22 protein-coding genes are annotated in these 17,696 nt (G+C 67.2%); 10 read left to right on the top strand and 12 right to left on the bottom strand.

The window, feature by feature from the left end:
- Window positions 1-6: 6 nt before the first annotated feature.
- The 3 genes from NO887_RS03745 to NO887_RS03735 form a co-directional block, all read right to left on the bottom strand.
- Window positions 7-204 carry a hypothetical protein gene (locus NO887_RS03745; protein ID WP_256417133.1) on the bottom strand — a complete coding sequence of 66 codons (198 nt, stop codon included), beginning with the start codon at window positions 202-204 and terminating at the stop codon, window positions 7-9.
- A 56-nt stretch (window positions 205-260) separates the two neighbouring features.
- Complete coding sequence (gene hmgA / locus NO887_RS03740) at window positions 261-1,484, bottom strand: hydroxymethylglutaryl-CoA reductase (NADPH) (protein ID WP_256417132.1); 1,224 nt, start codon at window positions 1,482-1,484, stop codon at window positions 261-263.
- A gap of 64 nt (window positions 1,485-1,548) precedes the next feature.
- Window positions 1,549-2,022, bottom strand: coding sequence for a GNAT family N-acetyltransferase (locus NO887_RS03735; protein WP_256417131.1), 474 nt, complete (start codon window positions 2,020-2,022; stop codon window positions 1,549-1,551).
- A 189-nt stretch (window positions 2,023-2,211) separates the two neighbouring features.
- Here NO887_RS03735 and NO887_RS03730 point away from each other — a divergent pair, with 189 nt between their 5' ends.
- From NO887_RS03730 to NO887_RS03710, 5 genes are all read left to right on the top strand, one after another.
- A complete protein-coding gene (locus tag NO887_RS03730) occupies window positions 2,212-3,075 on the top strand; it encodes a DUF502 domain-containing protein (protein ID WP_256417130.1) in 864 nt (287 codons plus the stop codon).
- The gene (locus tag NO887_RS03725) at window positions 3,072-3,536 is read left to right on the top strand and encodes an archease (protein WP_256417129.1); all 465 of its coding nucleotides are present in this window, start codon (window positions 3,072-3,074) and stop codon (window positions 3,534-3,536) included. Before NO887_RS03730 ends, NO887_RS03725 begins: the two co-directional genes overlap by 4 nt.
- Window positions 3,537-3,605: 69 nt before the next feature.
- Window positions 3,606-4,148 carry a hypothetical protein gene (locus tag NO887_RS03720; RefSeq protein WP_256417128.1) on the top strand — a complete coding sequence of 181 codons (543 nt, stop codon included), beginning with the start codon at window positions 3,606-3,608 and terminating at the stop codon, window positions 4,146-4,148.
- A 130-nt stretch (window positions 4,149-4,278) separates the two neighbouring features.
- Entirely contained in the window at window positions 4,279-5,406 is a 1,128-nt protein-coding gene (locus NO887_RS03715) for a DoxX family protein (RefSeq protein ID WP_256417127.1), read from the top strand.
- A 78-nt stretch (window positions 5,407-5,484) separates the two neighbouring features.
- Window positions 5,485-6,993: an RtcB family protein gene (locus tag NO887_RS03710; protein ID WP_256417126.1), complete on the top strand. Its 1,509-nt coding sequence runs from the start codon at window positions 5,485-5,487 to the stop codon at window positions 6,991-6,993.
- 73 nt (window positions 6,994-7,066) lie between these two features.
- Here NO887_RS03710 and NO887_RS03705 read toward each other — a convergent pair whose 3' ends face one another.
- Genes NO887_RS03705 through NO887_RS03695 form a run of 3 tightly spaced genes read right to left on the bottom strand, consistent with a single transcriptional unit; the run spans window position 7,067 to window position 8,814 of the window.
- The gene (locus NO887_RS03705) at window positions 7,067-7,378 is read right to left on the bottom strand and encodes an MTH1187 family thiamine-binding protein (RefSeq protein WP_256417125.1); all 312 of its coding nucleotides are present in this window, start codon (window positions 7,376-7,378) and stop codon (window positions 7,067-7,069) included.
- A gap of 24 nt (window positions 7,379-7,402) precedes the next feature.
- Window positions 7,403-8,335: an alpha/beta hydrolase gene (locus NO887_RS03700; RefSeq protein ID WP_256417124.1), complete on the bottom strand. Its 933-nt coding sequence runs from the start codon at window positions 8,333-8,335 to the stop codon at window positions 7,403-7,405.
- Window positions 8,332-8,814 carry a DUF8159 domain-containing protein gene (locus NO887_RS03695; protein WP_256417123.1) on the bottom strand — a complete coding sequence of 161 codons (483 nt, stop codon included), beginning with the start codon at window positions 8,812-8,814 and terminating at the stop codon, window positions 8,332-8,334. Before NO887_RS03695 ends, NO887_RS03700 begins: the two co-directional genes overlap by 4 nt.
- Before the next feature lie 306 nt (window positions 8,815-9,120).
- Between NO887_RS03695 and NO887_RS03690 the strand changes: the two genes are divergently transcribed.
- Complete coding sequence (locus tag NO887_RS03690; protein WP_256417122.1) at window positions 9,121-10,284, top strand: DUF4013 domain-containing protein; 1,164 nt, start codon at window positions 9,121-9,123, stop codon at window positions 10,282-10,284.
- A 25-nt stretch (window positions 10,285-10,309) separates the two neighbouring features.
- Window positions 10,310-11,377, top strand: coding sequence for an mRNA surveillance protein pelota (locus NO887_RS03685; protein WP_256417121.1), 1,068 nt, complete (start codon window positions 10,310-10,312; stop codon window positions 11,375-11,377).
- 50 nt (window positions 11,378-11,427) lie between these two features.
- Here the strand turns inward: NO887_RS03685 and NO887_RS03680 are convergent, their stop codons facing one another.
- Window positions 11,428-12,759 carry an RNA-guided endonuclease InsQ/TnpB family protein gene (locus NO887_RS03680; RefSeq protein ID WP_256417120.1) on the bottom strand — a complete coding sequence of 444 codons (1,332 nt, stop codon included), beginning with the start codon at window positions 12,757-12,759 and terminating at the stop codon, window positions 11,428-11,430.
- A 56-nt stretch (window positions 12,760-12,815) separates the two neighbouring features.
- Between NO887_RS03680 and NO887_RS03675 the strand changes: the two genes are divergently transcribed.
- Window positions 12,816-12,947, top strand: coding sequence for a hypothetical protein (locus NO887_RS03675; protein ID WP_256417119.1), 132 nt, complete (start codon window positions 12,816-12,818; stop codon window positions 12,945-12,947).
- Between the two features lie 152 nt (window positions 12,948-13,099).
- The gene (locus NO887_RS03670) at window positions 13,100-13,264 is read left to right on the top strand and encodes a DUF7838 family putative zinc beta-ribbon protein (RefSeq protein WP_256417118.1); all 165 of its coding nucleotides are present in this window, start codon (window positions 13,100-13,102) and stop codon (window positions 13,262-13,264) included.
- 145 nt (window positions 13,265-13,409) lie between these two features.
- Here NO887_RS03670 and aceA read toward each other — a convergent pair whose 3' ends face one another.
- From aceA to NO887_RS03655, 3 genes are read right to left on the bottom strand one after another with little or no spacing between them, the layout of a single operon-like run.
- Entirely contained in the window at window positions 13,410-14,501 is a 1,092-nt protein-coding gene (aceA, locus tag NO887_RS03665) for an isocitrate lyase (RefSeq protein WP_256417117.1), read from the bottom strand.
- Between the two features lie 5 nt (window positions 14,502-14,506).
- Window positions 14,507-14,650 carry a hypothetical protein gene (locus NO887_RS03660; protein WP_256417116.1) on the bottom strand — a complete coding sequence of 48 codons (144 nt, stop codon included), beginning with the start codon at window positions 14,648-14,650 and terminating at the stop codon, window positions 14,507-14,509.
- Window positions 14,647-15,084, bottom strand: a complete 438-nt coding sequence (locus NO887_RS03655; protein WP_379811558.1) for a hypothetical protein — start codon at window positions 15,082-15,084, stop codon at window positions 14,647-14,649. Before NO887_RS03655 ends, NO887_RS03660 begins: the two co-directional genes overlap by 4 nt.
- 149 nt (window positions 15,085-15,233) lie before the next feature.
- Here NO887_RS03655 and thiL point away from each other — a divergent pair, with 149 nt between their 5' ends.
- Window positions 15,234-16,181: a thiamine-phosphate kinase gene (thiL, locus tag NO887_RS03650; protein WP_256417115.1), complete on the top strand. Its 948-nt coding sequence runs from the start codon at window positions 15,234-15,236 to the stop codon at window positions 16,179-16,181.
- A 48-nt stretch (window positions 16,182-16,229) separates the two neighbouring features.
- Here thiL and NO887_RS03645 read toward each other — a convergent pair whose 3' ends face one another.
- Entirely contained in the window at window positions 16,230-16,781 is a 552-nt protein-coding gene (locus tag NO887_RS03645; protein ID WP_256417114.1) for an HIT family protein, read from the bottom strand.
- The gene (map, locus tag NO887_RS03640) at window positions 16,781-17,686 is read right to left on the bottom strand and encodes a type II methionyl aminopeptidase (protein WP_256417113.1); all 906 of its coding nucleotides are present in this window, start codon (window positions 17,684-17,686) and stop codon (window positions 16,781-16,783) included. The genes NO887_RS03645 and map overlap by 1 nt, the downstream gene beginning before the upstream one ends.
- Window positions 17,687-17,696 lie beyond the last annotated feature (10 nt).

Raw genomic sequence — 17,696 nt, 5'->3', positions numbered from 1 at the left:
CTGTCGCTACTCGTCGTCCGTCTCGTCCGTGTCACACACGCCGAGCGGAAGCGCCTCCGTCGCCGCGTCGTCGGCGTCGAGTCCCTCGTAGGCGTCGTCGATGAGCCGGGCGAGTTGGGCTTCCGGGGTCACGCCGCGGGCGGCGGCGAGCGCCGTGAGCCGCTCGTACTGCTCGGGCGGAACGGACACCGTGCCATCGTTCATACGCGAACTGGATGTCGAGGCTACAAAAGCGTTGTTCGGGTCGATTCCCGCTCCGGCTATCGACCGAGGTCGGCGTGTGCCGACGACAGGTGCCGCGAGCCGAGCGCCGCGAGCAGCGAGAGCTCGCCGGCGAGCGCGCAGACCGCGATCGCCTCCGCGAGCGCGTCGCCGTTGCTGCCGGCGGGGTCACCGCCGCCACGGACGCCGAGAATGTCGAGCCCGGCCGCCTGTGTCGGGAGCGTCGTACCACCGCCGACCGTTCCCACTTCGAGGCTCGCGATCGACACCGACGCGTAGAGGTCGCCGTCGGCGGTCGTCTCGGCGGTCGTGATCGCGTTCGCGCCCTCGACGACCTGCGCCTCGTCCTGGCCCGTCGCGAGGAACATCGCCGCTACCGCGTTGGCGACGTGGGCGTTGAACCCGAGCGAACCGGCCTTCGCCGATCCCACGAGGTTCTTGCGCGTGTTGATCTCGGTTATCGCCTCTGGCGTGGTGTGGAGCCGCTCTTCGACGATTTCGCGGGGGACCTTCACGTCGGCCGTGACCGATCGGCCGCGTCCCTCGACCGCGTTGACCGCGGCGGGCTTTTTGTCCGAACAGAGATTCCCCGAGAGTGCGACGAGCGACGCGCCGGTCTCGGATTCGATGCGATCGCAGGCCTCCCGTGTCGCGATGGTTGCCATGTTCATCCCCATCGCGTCTTTCGTGTCGTAGCGGAACCGCAGGAAGACGTTGTTGCCGACCACGTACGGCGTCACGTCGAGGAGTTCGCCGTGGCTCGTCGTCGATTCGGCCGCCTCACGGAGGGTCGCCTCGCTGTTGCGGACCCACTCGACGAGCGCCTCCGCCTCAGCGACATCGGCGACGCGGAAGACCGGCGCGCGCGTCATCCCGCTTTTCGTCACGCGGGCGGTTGCCCCGCCGGCGTCGGTGACGACGGAGCAGCCGCGGTTGATTGAGGCGACGAGCGCGCCCTCTGTCGTCGCAAGCGGGAGATATCGCTCTCCCGAGAGCGCGCCGCCGTCTATCGCGACCGGACCGGCGACGCCCATCGGCATCTGCACCGCTCCGATCATGTTCTCGATGTTCGAGCCGTGGGCATCGGCCGCGTCGAAGGCATACTCACCGAGCACGTCGACATCGGTGTCGGTTGCCTCGGCAACGATCCGCCGGCGCGCGGCTGCCGCGGTGTCGGCGTCGGCGTACTCCTCGATCTCGTGGAACCGCACGTCGCCGTCGCGGACGCGGTCCGCGAGCGACGCCGGCGAGGGATCCGTCATGCCCGACCCTCCTCACGGCGCGTGCTAATGCGTATCGGTTCGGCGGGCGACCACTGTGTCTCTTCTACCGGTTCACGAACTCGGAGAGTCGATCGCGGAGCGAGTCGCCGCCGAGCTTAAGATAGTAGGCGTCGCCGCCGTCCTCGTAGTAGTTGTCTATCCGACGCACGACCTCGAATCCGAGGTGTTCGTAGAATCCGAGCGCCGCGTCGTTCGTCGTGCGGGCGTGGCAGGTGACGGAGCGGTGTTCGGTTGCGATGTCGGCGATGAGCCGCTCTGCGTGACCCTGTCCACGGTAGTCGGGATCGACCGCCAGAAAGAGCACGTAGCCGTCTCGGCGGACGGAGGCGAACGCGACGAGCGTGTTCGACTCGACGAGAAGATGCGTCGTGGACCGGCGATAGGCGTCAATAAAAAACCCCCGCCGCTGTCGCAAGACGCCCTCGCTGGCGCGGATCCGTTCTTTGAGGTCCCACGCGGCCGACGCTTGCTCGGCCTCGCCGGGGGGATCCGTCTGTTTCTCTACGGTGACGCTCACTGCACACAACTAACAGTCCTGTGGGATATAACTCCACCGCCACCGGGGAGGGTTGCATCCCGCGACCGTCTGCCGATCGTCCGAGGTGACTGTCTGCCGATCGACCGAAGTGATCGACGGACGCAGCGATCGACGGGCAGCGCGGCCGACGACAGAACCGTTTTGTCGCGGTCGGCCGTGGACACCTATATGTCCAAGAAGACGCCGCCAGGACAAAAGCGGCTCCGCCGGGCCTTCATAACCGGAGTCGCCGTGATCGTGCCGGCGGTCATCACCCTCGCGGTGTTGGGATTCGTCTTCGACGCCATCTACCAGTATCTCGACGCGTTCTCGTCGGTGGTCGTGCCGCCTTCCTCTCGGCTCTCGCTGCCGGTCTTGGGGTCCGTCTCCCGTCAACTCGTCGTCGAGATCGCGACGCCGGTGATCTTCGTCACCTCGATTCTCGTGCTCGGGATCGCGGTCGAATCGACACGATACGGCGAACGGGCGGTCGAGTACACGCACTACGCGATCGAGCAGGTTCCGGGTGTCGGGTCCGTGTACCGCGGGTTCAGACAGATGAGCGACGCCATGCTCGAATCCGACGAGGGGAACTTCCGCGAGGTCGTCCTCGTGGAGTTCCCGACCAAGGGGTCGTACACGCTCGCGTTCGTCACGAGCGCCACCCCCGCGGCCGTCACGGCCCCGGCCGGAGGTGACGAGATGCGGACCCTATTCATGCCGATGGCACCGAACCCGGTCATGGGCGGCCACGTCGTCTTCGTCCCCGAAGACCGGATCGTCGAGGTGGATCTGAGCGTCGAGCAGGGGTTGCGCGCCGTGGTGACGAGCGGAGTCGCGCTTGAGGGTGCGGCTGAAGGCGTCGACGGCGTCTCTCCCGAGTCGGTCCACACGGCCGATACGGCGACCCATCTGCGCGATAGACCCGACTCGGACTGGGAGATGACGACGGCGGCGGACGGAGAGGATGAGGGTGCATCCGGCGGGACCGCCGCAGTCGACCGAACCGACGCGACCGACCGGACGGACGCGGCTGGAGACGCCAACCGATGACACACGAACTGCGTGAACACACCGCAGATGTCGCCGTCGAGGCGACCGGTGACACCCTTTCTGCGGTGTTCGCGTCCGTCGCCGACGGGCTCACGGCCGCGAGTTGCGAATCGGTCCCGGAGATGGGCGACCGATTCAAGATGACCGTCCGGTCTGAAGGGCCGGAGGCGTTGCTTTTCGACTACCTCGACCGACTGATCTATGAGCGCGACGTGCGGCTCGTGTTACCGGCCAACCATCGGTGTTCGGTCTCTGCATCTCAACCGGCCGAGACCGACGACGGGACGGAACCCGCGAGCCACGAAGACCGCGGAGACGCCGCGTGGACGGTCGACGCATCCGCCCGCGGTGTCCCGCTATCCGACGTGGCGGCCCGCGAGATCAAAGCGGTCACCTACTCCGAGATGACCATCGAACGGCGCGGCGACGAGTGGTACGCGTACGTCGTCTTCGACGTCTAACGAAATACTCGCGCCGTGTGCGGTCGGTTCAGCCGAAGTGTTATACAGAACCAAGACCATTGGTAACGCATGTCACAATACAGCGCGACCGACGATGCGGCGGAGACGGTCGAAACACGTCACTGGATCGCGGGCGGTCTCTCGGGGTTCGTCGCTGGCGCGGTGATGGGTGTCGTGTTGCACGGCGCACTGGGGCTCATGCCGACCATCGGCGCGCTCGTCGGCGTCGAAACCGTCCTCGCCGGCTGGGTCGTCCATCTGTTCAACAGCACGCTGTTCGGGACCCTGTTCGTCGCGATCTTCGACCGGTCCCTCTTCGCAGAACTTCGCACGGATCTTGGAGGGTGTCTCTCGCTCGGCGTCGTCCACTCGGCGCTGCTCGGCATGATCACCGGCGGACTGTTGCTCCCGACCGCGCTCGCGCTCGAAGGAGCCACGTCGCTCCCCGTACCGACGCTTCCGGTACCGGGGCTCACGGCGAGTTTCGAATTCGGTGCGGTCATCGCCGTCGCACACCTGCTGTACGGGACCGTTTTGGGCGGGACGTTCGCGGCGTTCACCGTCTCCGACGCGCCGACCGATCTGCTCCCGGCCGATCCGGCCGATCGGTGAGGATCGCCGTGCAGCGCACCGTTCCCCGGAGTCAACGACCGGTTCGCTCCGCCGCGTGCCCCCGTCTGTGCCGGCTCTGCCGCTTGGTCACTGCTCAAGCATTTATCCACTCAGAGCATGATGGTACCGTATGACGCGAACTCGCTTCGCCCGTCCGGTAACGGTCCTCGCCGCGACGCTCGTCGGTTTCGTCCTCGCGTCGGGCGTCGCGTCGGCACACGTACGGTACGTAACCTCGACCGAACAGGTCGGCGAGGGGCTGGCGTTCCTCTCGGCCGCGCTGACCGATCCGGTGAACTCGGCGGCGCTCGCAGGCGGCGGAGTCGCGCTCTCGGCCGCCATCGTCACGTACCGCCGCGTTCACGTCTTCGACCGAGATGTCGCGGCGTTCCGGGCTGTGATGGCCGAGTACCGTGACCTGCTCCCGTGGCTGTTGCGTCTCGGGTTCGGACTCCCGCTTGTCGGAGCGGGGTTTGCGGGCTACTTCCTCAATCCCGTGGTCGATCCGCTGATCGGCGGCGGCGTCGACCGGCTGCTACAGATCCTGCTCGGGTTCCTGATCATCTTCGGCTTCGGCACGCGTGTCGCCGCCAGTGTCGGGCTCCTCGCGTACCTGATCGCGCTGCCCGTCGCCCCGCTTCTCGTGTACTCGCTCGAATGGATTCCGGGCTTTCTTGCGCTCGTGCTCGTCGGGAGCGGCCGTCCGAGCGCTGACCACGTATTCGAGCGCGTCGCGTCGACGCCCGGGACGTTCTACAGCGAGGTCGACCCGATCCGGCGGGTCGTGGAGTGGGGTACCGACCGCCTCGACCCGCTTGAACGGTACATACCCACGGTGATCCGCGTCGGGATGGGGATCGGATTCGCGTTCCTCGGCCTGTTCGAGAAGCTGCTCGCGCCGGAGATGGCCCGCGGGGTGGTCGAGCAGTACGGCCTCTCGACGGCGACGCCGATCCCGCCCGATCTGTGGGTCCTCGGCGCGGGGTTCGGCGAAATCGCCATCGGCGTCGCGATCGCGGTCGGCTTCTTCACTCGGGCGTCGGCGATGGCGGCGCTTTTCGTGTTCACGCTCACGCTGTTCGGAATCCCCGACGACCCCGTCTTGGCGCACATCGGTCTGTTCAGCTTGGCGTCCGCGCTGTTGATCACCGGATCCGGGCCGTACGCGCTCGACAACTATCTCACGAATCCGCGGCGCGCTCCCGCCGACAGCGACAGCAAACCCGCGGCGGGCTCGGCTGAACCGTCCGACGACTGACCGGAAGTCGACGGGGCTCCGGCACGGCGAACGCCCGCGGGACGTAACGCTATTCCCCCGGCCCGGCGAAGCGGGCGTATGACTACCCGCGAGATCAACGGGATCCGGCTGGAGAAGGTGCGCGAGCACGTCTGGGAGATCCCGCGTGAGGGCGACATGAACGTCCCCGCCCGCGTCCTCGCGAGCGAGGCGCTCTTAGAGGAGATAGGCGAGGACAAAACCCTCGAACAGCTGCGAAACGCGACGCATCTCCCGGGAATGGTCGAACCGGCGCTTTGCATGCCGGACGGTCATCAGGGATACGGGTTCCCGGTCGGCGGCGTCGGCGCGATCGACGCCCGAACCGGCTGTATCTCGCCCGGAGCGGTCGGGTACGACATCAACTGCGGCGTCCGGATGGTCCGGACGAACCTGACATACGACGACATTCGGGGTCGCGAGGGAGAACTCGTCGACGCGCTGTTCGAGGCGATCCCCTCCGGACTCGGCGGCGGCGGCGTGATTACCGGCACCGCCGACGCCATCGACGGGGCCTTAGAGCGCGGCGTCGAGTGGGCAGTCGCGGAGGGGTACGGGATCGAGAGCGACCTCGCGCGCTGCGAGGACGAGGGCCGCCGCCCGGACGCGCGCCCCGAGTACGTCACGCAGAAGGCGAAAGACCGCGGTCGCAACCAGCTCGGGTCGCTCGGCTCCGGAAACCACTTCCTCGAAGTCCAGCGGGTGACGGACGTGTTCCGCGACGACGTGGCCGAGTCGTACGGTCTCGAAGAAGACGGGATCGTCGTGTTGATCCACTGCGGGAGCCGCGGACTCGGACACCAGACCTGCAACGACTACCTCCGCCGGATCGAGAAGGAACACGGCGATCTCCTCGACGAGCTGCCGGACAAGGAGCTCGCCGCCGCGCCCGCCGACTCCGAGCTGGCCGCCGAGTACTACGGCGCGATGGGCGCGTGCATCAACTTCGCGTGGGTGAACCGCCAGCTCATCACCCATCAGGCCCGCGAGACGTTCGGCGAGGTGTTCGACGCCGACCCGATCGACGACCTCGGGATGGAACTGCTGTACGACGTGGCGCACAACATCGCCAAAAAGGAGACCCACGAGGTCGGCGTCGACGCCGACGGGCGGCCGGCGGTCGGCGACGCGGCCGTCGACCGCGCGGAGCGCGAACTGTACGTCCACCGCAAGGGCGCGACGCGGGCGTTCCCCGCCGGTAACGCGGACGTACCCGCGGCGTACCGCGACGTGGGTCAGCCCGTGATCATCCCGGGAAGCATGGGAGCTGGCTCGTACGTGCTCCGCGGCGGCGACCAATCGATGGGGGTTTCGTTCGGGTCGACCGCCCACGGTGCTGGACGCCTGATGAGTCGGACGCAGGCGAAACAGGAGTTCTGGGGAGGCGATGTTCAGTCCGATCTCGAATCCGACCAGCAGATCTACGTGAAAGCACAGTCGGGCGCGACGATCGCTGAGGAGGCCCCCGGCGTCTACAAGGACATCGACGAGGTGATCCGCGTCAGCGACGAACTTGGAATCGGCGACAAGGTGGCGCGGACCTTCCCCGTCTGCAACATCAAGGGGTGAGGGCGAAAACGGTGCCCGCGGAGTGCCCGGCGGTGCCCGCGCGCGACAGGGGGCACCTATCGCTCGCGCCGCCCTACCGCTCGCGTTCGGCCGCGCGGCCGAGGTGTTCCTCGACCGCCTCGACCTTGCGGTCGGCGCGCTCGTCGCTGGTCCGCTTGTCGTCGACCTTGAGCACGGTCGAGACGCGGTCGCCGTCGACGGCCTCGTGAGCCGCCGCCGCGGCCGCGAACAGGGTGTCGGCGTCGTCGGATTCGATCACCGTTCCCATCGGGTTCGTCTCGTAGCTCACGTCGAACGCGTCGAGCGCGGCGACGGCCTTCGCGACCTCCTCGGACATGCTCCCCTCGATCACCGGCGCGACGCTCAACAGCGCGATAACGGTCATGGGCGGCCGTGCGTGCCGCTGTCACTAAAACACGTCGCGCAGGAACGAGAGCTGGTGGCCGACGGCGGGCTCGAAGTCCTCGCCGAACGCGGAGAAGTGATCGGCTGGCATCGAGACGATGGTCCCGCGGGCGAGCGATTCACCGGCGTCCGTCACCGACTCGGCGTCGACGATCTGATCGTCGGTGCCGGCCACGAGGAGCGTCGGCGCGCGGATCTCGCCGAGCCGTTCAACCGGTCGGTACGTCGGAATGCGTAGCAGTGACCGCGCCGGCGTCTCGTTTCGCCATCGCGAGTCCCGGTCGACCAGATCGAGGTACTTCCGCTTCGTTCCCGGCTCCGTGATCGCCGCGAGGTCGGCGGCGTCGCCGACGATCGGCACCGACCGACCGCGGCCGAACCGGCTCCCGATCAGGTCGCGGACGCCCGCGACACCCGAGCGAACCAGGTACCGCGCGCCCCGCTGGCGAGCGATCGCGCGGCCGTCGAGCATCGGGACGAGTCCGATCACGGCGTCGACGTCGCGGCGGTCGGCGGCGAGCGTGAGGACGTGTGCGGCCGACAGCGACGCGCCCCACAGAATCAGCCCGCGGCCGACAGCGTCGACCCGGCGAGCCCGCTCGATCGCCGCCGCGTAGTCGGCGCGCTGTGCCGCGGGCGAGACCGCCTGCGAGTCACCGTCTGATTCACCGAAGCCGCGGTAATCGAAGCACAGCGCGGCGTACCCGGCGTCTGCGAACCGCTCTGCGACCGCCGGGTAGCCGAAGCTCCGCTCCGCTCCCAGCCCCGGTGCCATCACGACGACGGGCGGATCCTCCGGGTCGCCCCCCGGGAGATACAGCGTGCCCCGACACGTCTCGCCGTCGACGTCGAAGGCCACCTCGCGGGTAGCGAACCGCTCTCGCGACGGGCGCTGGAGGCGTCGCTGCGCGCGGTTGATCGGGTGTCGGCGCGTCACGGCTGCTCACCGTGTTCGGTTTCCGCCGGCTCGTGTCTCGCGTTCTCGGTCGTGTTGTCCGTCTCACGGTCTACGCCTTCGATCTCATTATCCGTGTCTCCCACGTCTCTGTCAGCGTCTCCCGGGTCGTCCGGTGCGTGCGTCAGCGTCTCCAGCACGCGCGTCGAGAACTCCGTCTCCGAAATTTCGTAGGCGCTGAGCGCGTCGAACCACGCGGCTTCGGCGCGCCACGTCCCGAGGACGTCGCCGGGCGACCGGACCACGGTCGCGTCCACCGCGACGGGGTCCCACGCGTCGGCCTCCGCGCGATGGATGAGCGCGTTGAGCACCCGCCCGATCTCCCCGTGGTGTACCTCGCGGCCGGGAAACGCCGTCATGTACGTCAACTCCAGCGGATCGGCTCCGTCGATGCGCTCGACGTTGACCCCGTAACTGCGGAGCGCAGACTCCACGTCGCTCGTCCGCTCGTCGCCGGTCATACAGGACCGTCGGTCGGCCGGGATAAATCGGTACCGGCGCGTAGTCGTGAAACGCGAAATGGCTGTGCGATCGACGGGGAGGTGAGCGGAAGGCGATGCGTACTCTTCGAGAAAGCCGCGGACGGGGAAGCCGCCGAGAGGCGGCTATCGATTTGTCAGAGGCACACGATTGTCCCGCGCGGCCGTTCGGGTGTACCTCTCGCGAATATATAAATTCTCTGGCGAATTATCACATTTCGATCGGCGCGCATCCGATTGATCGGTGTCGCAGTCACCATTTATACCTCTCGCGAAACAGGATCCGATATGCTCCGGAGGGCGGTCACGGCACTGGCGCGTTCGACCGATGTCACCGGTATTATTGTCGTCGGCGGACTGTTGACCCTCTCGACGTGGATCGCCTTCCCGCTCTGGGTCGCCGCGACGATCGCCGCACCGCCGGTCGCCGTGGCCGGCCCGATCGTGGTCACGCCGGCGCTCGTGGTCCGTGGCTACTTCATCAGAATTCTCGCTGACGGGATGGAGACCGGAAACGCGGACGGGGCCGCGTCGTTCGTCGCGTGGAACGAACTCTACTGTGACGGCGTCAAGTCGGTGCTGGTGAGCGCGGTCCTCCTCGCTCCGCTCTTGGCGCTGCTCGCGACGGCCACCGGAACAGGCGTCGCCCTGCGGTCCGGAACCGTCGATCCGGAACCGATCGCTGCCCCGATCGAGAGCGCGCTCGGCCCGGACGGGACTACGGCCATCGTCGCGGCCGGGGTTGGATTGCTGACCGTGGTCACCGTCACGTATCTGCTCGCGTACGCGTACGTCAAACCGGCTGCACTCGCCGCGTTCGCCGCGTCGGGTCGTCTCCGAGACGGCCTTCGACCGAGCCGGGTTGTCCGCGTCGCCGGGTCGGGTCGGTACGCGGTCGCGTGGGTCGTCGCGGCCGCGACGCTCGTCGTCGGATACGCGCTCGCTGGCCCGCTCGTGTTGATCGCGGTCGGCGGCGTGGTCGTCTTCGTCGTTCGCACTGTCGCCTACGGCGTGTACGGCCGTGGCGCGCGCGCGGCGCTGTCGGAGGGCGCGCCCGCGAAGCCCGCTCGCGAGACCGCCGCACCCGGTGACACACCGGCGAGCGTCTCTCCTCGTGAACCCGCTCCGCGCAGCGTGCCAGCAGCCGCCGGGCACCGGAGGCAGGGGGTACGGTCGATGGGCGACGGGGGGTCCCGGTCGGCGCGAACCGAGGCATCTCCCGCCGTCCAGTCGGGCCGGACCGTCCCGATCGACCGCCGGCGATCGCCCGACGCAGCGAGCGAGACACGCGCCGCGAACGCTGGGCGCGGCGGCGAACGCAGAACGACCGACGTCGACCGTCGACTGCCCAGCGACGACCGTCGGGTCAATGACGGGAGCGATCCCGACGGCTCGGCCGGCTTCGCGTGGGTCTCGGAGGAGACGATGACCGACGGCAAAGACAAGAGTTGATACGCGGCCGAGCGAACGGGAAGCCATGCGAATCTCCGATCGGGGCTACGGCGAGGAGGGCCGCGAGCGGCTCACTCTCGTTCCCGAGAACGTCGACGATCTCTGGCATCTGGCGCACGTCTTGGAGCCCGGCGACCGCGTCGAGGGCGACACCACCCGCCGGATCCAGCGGAACGACGACCAGATGCGCGACACCGGCGGGCAACGCGAGCACATCTTCGTCACGCTCGAAGTCGACGATGTCGAGTTCGCCCGGTTCGCCAACCGCCTGCGCGTCTCTGGCATCATCGTCGCCTGCTCGCGCGAGGATCAGCTCAACGCCCACCACACGATCAACGTCGAGGAACACGACGAGATCACGGTGGAGAAACACTTCAAGCCGGACCAGACCGAGCGGCTTGAGGAGGCGACGGAGGCCGCAGAGAACCCCGACGTGGCGATCGCCACTGTCGAGGAGGGGGCCGCGTACGTCCACACCGTCCAGCAGTACGGCACCGAGGAGTACGCCTCGTTCACCAAGCCGACGGGAAAAGGCGACTACTCACGCCCGCGAGAGGAGCTGTTCGCCGAGTTGGGCGAGGCACTCGCGCACCTCGACGCCGACGCCGTGATCCTCGCCGGGCCGGGGTTCACGAAGACCGACGCGCTCGATTACATCGAAGCGGAGTACCGCGATCTGGCCGACCAGATCACCACGGTCGACACCTCCGCTGTCGGCGACCGCGGCGTCCACGAGGTGCTCAAGCGCGGCGCGGTCGACGAGGTACAAAAGGAGACGCGGATCACAAAGGAGGCGACCCTCATCGACGATCTCACTGCCGAGATCGCGCAGGGCGCGAAGGCGACGTACGGTCCCGAGGACGTGGCCGAGGCGGCCGACTTCGGCGCAGTCGAGACGCTGCTCGTCGTCGACGAGCGGCTCCGCACCGAGCGACAGGGCGACGGCGACTGGGCGATCGACGTGAACGAGGTCATCGAATCGGTCGAACAGCAGGGCGGCGACGTGGTCGTCTTCTCGTCGGAGTTCGCGCCCGGCGAGCAGCTCGCGAATCTCGGCGGTATCGCCGCGATCTTGCGGTATCGGCTCCAATGACATCCTCCCCGACGTGAACGCCGGGGTTTCCTCGCGCTGGGGGGTATCGCTTACCGACCCACGGAGGTAACTTGCGGGTTCGTGCGCTCCTCGTTGGGACAAGAGCGTGGTGACTCTGACCATTCGTGGTCGTCCCACTTGAGTCGCACGGGCCGTGCCATCGGCCGTGCTACGTCTGTCTGCCGTTGACGAGACGCTTTGCGTCTCGTTCGCCAATCAGAACTCTTTGTGTTCTGATGATGTCTCAAGAACGTCTCGCTTGCCGTGAGGTCCGCGTGTCCCACGAATCCACACGGACACGTCAACGTGTCGCGGTGACGCGTCGTCCGATCGGTTGACCCGCAGTTCGGGCACTCTTGAGAGGTCCACGCTTCCGACCGAACTTCTACCGAGATGCCGTACTCTTCGGCGGTACACGCGAGGCGGTCGATGAACGCCCGGAACGCCCAGAAGTTGTGCGTCTTCGCGTTCGTCTCGACCGACCAGTGTGTGTCGAGTACGTCGGTCAACGCCCCGACGTACACCGTGGAAACGCCTTCGTCGTATAACCGTCCGATGAGGTCGCGGGCGAGCGCGTCTTGGGCATGGTCGCGTCGGCGCGTCCGGCGTCGGTACAGTGAGCGTATCCGGTGACTGCTGTACCGGCCGTCGTCTAAGAGCGCCTGCAATCGCGCGATTTCTCGCGTCGTCTCGCGGAACCGGTCGAACAGGTCGCGCCCTTCGTACAGCAGTTGTGTTCCGGCCGTGGTCGTACAGGCGACGAGGTTGTTCGCACCAATATCCAGAGCGGCCGTTTCGTCGCCCAGTGGTTGTGTCAGTCGAGAATTGTCGATAGTGACTGGCTGAAAGGCCCTGAATGTCTGTGCTTGCTCGTCCCAGAACAACTCTAACCGGCCCTGCTTGTCGTACTCCGTCCAGTTGGGGTCGCCCCGGACTTCGAGCCGGAGGCGTTCGCGGTGTCCAAGTCCGTACTCGTCTTTTAGGTCTTGGCCGACGAGGATTTCGAGCCGGGAGTATTCGCCCCACTCGACTGAATACGACGTGTTGCGGATGTACGTGCGGAGTTTGCGGCCCTTCTGCTCGTTGCCCCAGTATCCGGGCTTGCCGTTGGCTTCGCCCTTCTTTTGGAGCGCGAAGAACGACCGCCACGCTTCGCGGTTCTTGCGTTCGATTTGCTGAACGGTCGAAGCCCCGAGCGTGCCGCCGTAGCGGCCGCGATACTCGCTGATGTCCCATACGTCGGCGTCTGGGTCGGCGTAGTTCTCGCGGCGCTCGTAGTTGATTTCGTTCCAGAGTGCGGCAGAAGCATCCAACAGGCGTCGAAGTAACTCCTCGTCCGCGTCGGACTGAGGAACCACGTCGAACGTGTTGGTCCGCTTCATCCATCACTTTTGCCGAATGATAAGACATAAATCTATGGTTATTCATAGACTGAGTTGTGACGAATATCCACATCGAAGTGCCGGACGAGGAACAGTACGAGCGGTTAAAAGACGTGAAGAACAAGTACGGGCTGACGTGGCGCGGGATGCTTGTCCACGCCGCCGACGACTTGGATACCCCCGACTGAGCGGCGTCGGCAGTTGTTCCACATTTGTCGGATTCACGCCCGCCGTGAACGGCGGGACTCTCTCCTTGACTTAGGTAGTGCTCCCCGCCCGTCGACGGCGGACGAGAACGCGAATCAGTAGCTTGAAAACCGCGCCGGACGGATTTCCGGACATGGCGCTCGAAAAAGACGTGGACTGTCCGACGTGTAGTGAGTCCCAGCAGTTCTACCGGACAGCGGCGATGACGCTTCACCTCGGCAAGAAGACGAAGTGGCGCTGTCCGGAGTGCGGCTACGGATTCGTCGAGATCAACGGGATCGACACGCTTTCTGCCTGATTCTCAGGTCTCGTCCACGTGCGATCGTTCAGCATAAAATTCGATCGTTCGCACGAAGCGTGTTCGAAAAAAGCGTGACGTGACGAGCTGCGGTCGCGTCCGCGGCCGGGGTGAGCGGGTGCCGGTCAGTTCGAGCGAGCGCCGATCAGTCGTCGGCGCTTTCCGGCGTCGCGACCGGGTCGCTCTCGTCGTCCGTGGTGTCCGACTCTTCGTCGGCGGTGATCGGATCGTTCTCGTCTTCGGTGAATCCGGCGGACTCCTCTTGGCGGGCCTTTGCGTCGGGATCGAAGCGGGCTTCGATGTCTTGGTACCGTGGAACGAAGGAGAGCTCGTGGTGGCTCTCGGTCTCGTGGCCGAGGTACCGGTCTTCGAGGTCCCACTGCGCCCGTTCCGCGTTCTCGGCGATGTTCTCCATGTCCTCGTAGACGGCGTGCGCGCCGGAGTGGAGCCCGTACAGCGTGATGAAGATGTACTGGTAGCCGAGGTCGCCGAGTTCCTCGAACGTGAGCGGGTCGTCCTGCTCGCTCCACGCGAACGACGAGGAGTAGTTGAAGGCGAGATCCAGGTCCGGGTGGGTCTCGTGGATCTCCTCGGCGTAGCGGACCGCGTCCTCGCGGGACGGGTCGGGCATCTCGGGCCAGACGAGGTCGACGCCGGCATCGGCGTAGATCCGGCCGCGTTCGACGTGCTCGTCCCAGTCGCCGTTCGCGGAACCGTAGGCGTCCGTGCGGGCGATGATGACCGTGTCTTCGCTCTGCTTGGCGTCGACGGCGGCCTCGAAGCGCGAGCGCGCCTGCTCGCGGGAGACGATCTGCTTGCCGGCGATGTGCCCGCAGCGCTTCGGCGAGGTCTGGTCTTCGATGTGGACGGCGGCGACGCCGGCCTTCTCGTACTCGCGGACCGCGCGGCGGACGTTGTGGACGCCGCCGTAGCCGGTGTCGCAGTCGGCGACGACCGGCAGGTTCGTCGCCTCGACCATTCGCTTCGCGTTCTCGACCATCTCGGTCATGGAGACCATCTCCAAATCGGGGAAGCCGAACTGGCCGAGGACGGTCGAGTAGCCGCTCATGTAGGCGGCGTCGACGCCCGCCATCTCGGCGAGGCGGGCGTCGAGCGCGTGGTAGATGCCGGGCGCGAACGTGTAGTCCTGTTCGGCGAACCGCTCGCGGAGCTTGCGGCCGGCCGGGTTGTCGATGTCTCTGGCGTAAACGTCGTCGTCGAGTTCGTTCGGATGCATAAATGTCACTCGTTGGTGTCGTCGAATCGGTCGGTCGCGCGTCGCGTGAACGTGGTCGGGTCGGGTCGCGGGCCGTCGCCGGTGCCCGTCATCGGGATCGGGCTCTCGGCGGGCCGCGAGGGCCGTCGTCGAGAACGAGTCGCGCTCATTGAGCTCCTCCGTCGGCGCGTGTCCGGCGGGTTGGACGCAGGTCGGGGACGATCGGAGCGTCCCGCTCGTCGTCGGCCGGCGGCGGGCTCGGGCGGCGGGTCGTCCCGCCGGTCGAAGTCTGATCGATAGTCGGTCGCGTCGCGGAACGCGTCTGCGGGACGAGCGGCGCGCCGGCCTCCTCCGTCGCCGGGATGCGGCCGGGAATGTGTGGGGATGTCGCGTTCGGCCGCTGTGCGGCGTTCGCGGTGCCGGTCGTCCGCCCGTCTCGTGTCGTTGATGTCTGGTCGGTCGGCGTGCGAGTCGTCGTCTCGGTTGCGTCTGTCGTGTCGTCAGGTGTTGTCATCAGGTTCGGGTGGTTGCGGTGGGCGTCTGGGAATCGATGTGTCTGTGATCCGGTCTGCGTCGTGTCCGCGTACGGGTACTGACATTGCACTCGGTTTGAGCCGATGGAGGGTAATAAATATAATGATTGATAATGATAATATTCGTTAATGTGTTTTACTGGTTTAAATGTTTCATGACAACGTGGACCACGATACGGACCGATCCCTTCTACTTCGCCCCGGTCGTTCACCCGACACTGTGAACGAGCGAGACGCGCTTCGAGCGCTCGCGGCCGATCTCCCGCACGCCGGCGACGACGCGGCCGTCGTCGATGACACCGTCATCACGACGGACATGCTTCACGAGCGGACGGACTTCCCGCCGGGAACGAGCAGGTACACGGCCGGCTGGCGTGCCGTCGGCGCGTCGCTCTCGGACGTCGCCGCCATGGGTGCCGCCGCGACCGCGGCGGTCGCCGTCTACGCCGACGCCGACTTCGACGAGGCGGACCTCGATCGGTTCGTCGCCGGCGCGGTCGACGTGTGTGACGCCGTCGACGCCGCGTACGTCGGCGGCGACCTCGACACGCACGCGGAGTTCACAACCGCCTCGACCGCGATCGGCACGCTCACCGACGCCGGTCCGGTCACGCGCTCCGGCGCTGCGCCGGGCGACGCGCTCTGTGTCACCGGCGAGTGGGGACGCTCCGCCGCGGCCCTCCGGCTGTTCGATCGCGGCCGAGACGACGCGGCCGCCGATGCCGACGCGATCGGCACTGTCGACGCGAGTAACGGTGCGGTCGAGCGCGCGAACGAGCTGTTCCGGTTCACCCCGCGGGTGGCCGACGGGCTCGCGCTCGCGCCGCACGCGACCGCGATGATGGACTCCTCCGACGGACTCGCACGGTCGCTTCACCAGCTCGGGGAGGCGAGCGAAGTCGGGTTCGAGCTCGACCGCGACACACTCCCGGTCCACCCGGCGGTCGAGGCGGTGACCGACGACCCCGCGGAGCGGTTCGAGCTCGCCGCTCACTTCGGCGAGGACTTCGAACTCGTCTGTACGGTCCCCGAGTCTGCGGTCGACCGCGTCGCGTCCGACTGTCCGGGAACGCTCGTCCGCGTGGGCTCTGCCGTGGCGGCCGAAGACGGGATCACCGTCGACGGCGACCCGCTTCCGGACCGCGGCTACACGCACGGAACGGAGTGAGAGTGCGCGGAACGGCGTGAGGCGTGCCTGTGAGCAGCGATTCGGCTGTCAGCCGTCGAACGATAGCCTGACGGCCTCACCGGCGTCGGCATCACCCGGGTCGACCGCGGCGTCGACTTCCGAAAAGCCCGCGTGGAGGTGGCCGTACGTCCGATCGATGGCTTCGACGATCACCTTCGTGTCGGCGGTGACGGGCATGAAGTTCGTGTCGCCGTCCCACCGCGGCACGACGTGCGTGTGGAGGTGATCGACCGATCCGCCTGCGGCCGACCCGCCGAGATTCCGCCCGGTGTTGACGCCGTCCGGGCCGACGTCGCGGCGCATCGCCTCGATCGTCGCCGCCTCCAGTCTCGCGTGGTCCGCGAGCGTCGCGTCGTCGAGATCGGTGAGCTCCTCCTCGTGCTCGCGCGGGATCACCATCGCGTGGCCGGGGTTGTACGGCGCGTTGTTCAACAGGACGTAGTTGTGGTCGCTGTACGCGACGATACGCGCCTCGCGGTCGGACTCGCGCTCGGGAAGCACGCAGAACGGACAGCCGTCGATCGGGTCCGACTCGCGTTCGACCCACTCGATGCGCCACGGCGCGTAGATCCGGTCCATCAGTCGAAGCCGTGGATGCCGGCAGTCGTCACCTCGACGCCGTCGTCGGTGACTAAGATCGTGTGCTCAGCCTGACTGACGAGCGCGTCGTCTGACTCCTTCAGCACGGGGTACCCTTTGACCGCGTTCGCCTGCTTGAGCCGCCGCAGCGCCATCCCGGCGCGGTCGCTCTCCAGCCACCGTGCGGCGAACGGAAGGTCGTCGAACGCCTCTATCTCTTCGAGGGCCTGCCGCGCGCGGCGGTCGCGAACGCTCGCGGAGCCCGTCTGTTCGAAGATCTCCTCGTCCGTCCCCTCGCCGACCTTGCCGCGCCCGTCGGTCGCGAACGGCTCGATGGCGACGGCCTGTCCGGGCTCCAGTTCGACGGACCGATCGACGCCGCGGTTCGGAACCGTCGGCCCCGTGTGGGCGTCGTAGCGCTGGACACCGTGCCCGGAGAGGTTGAGCACGGGCGTGTAGCCGTAGCCGCGGATCACGTCCTCGATCGCCTGTCCCACGACTCCGACCTCGACGCCCGGCCCGGCCTCGTCGACGGCGGCTTCGAGTGCCATCTCGGCGGCCTCGACGAGCTCTGGAGTCCCGCTGTGGTCGACGGTCACCGCTGCGTCGGCGATGTAGCCGTCGACGTGGACACCGACGTCCAGACACACCATCTCGTCGCCGAATGTCGTGTCGTCGTCGCGGCCCGGCGTCGCGTGCGACGCTTCCGGATCGACGCTGATGTTTACCGGAAACGCGAGGCCGGCACCCTGCTCGCGGACGAAGTCTTCCGTCCACTCGGCGACCTCAAGGTGCGCCCGCCCCGGTTCGACCATCTCGCGGGCCTCGTTCATCGCCTCGACCAACACTGCACCGGCCTCCCGGTAGCTCTCAACCGCGCCGTCGTCTAGGGATCCGTGACTCATACGTACCGGT

This window comes from Halorubrum laminariae, assembly GCF_024494655.1.
Classification (GTDB): domain Archaea; phylum Halobacteriota; class Halobacteria; order Halobacteriales; family Haloferacaceae; genus Halorubrum; species Halorubrum laminariae.
The sequence above is the reverse complement of the archived record's forward strand: the minus strand, read 5'-3'. Positions and strand labels throughout refer to the sequence as shown.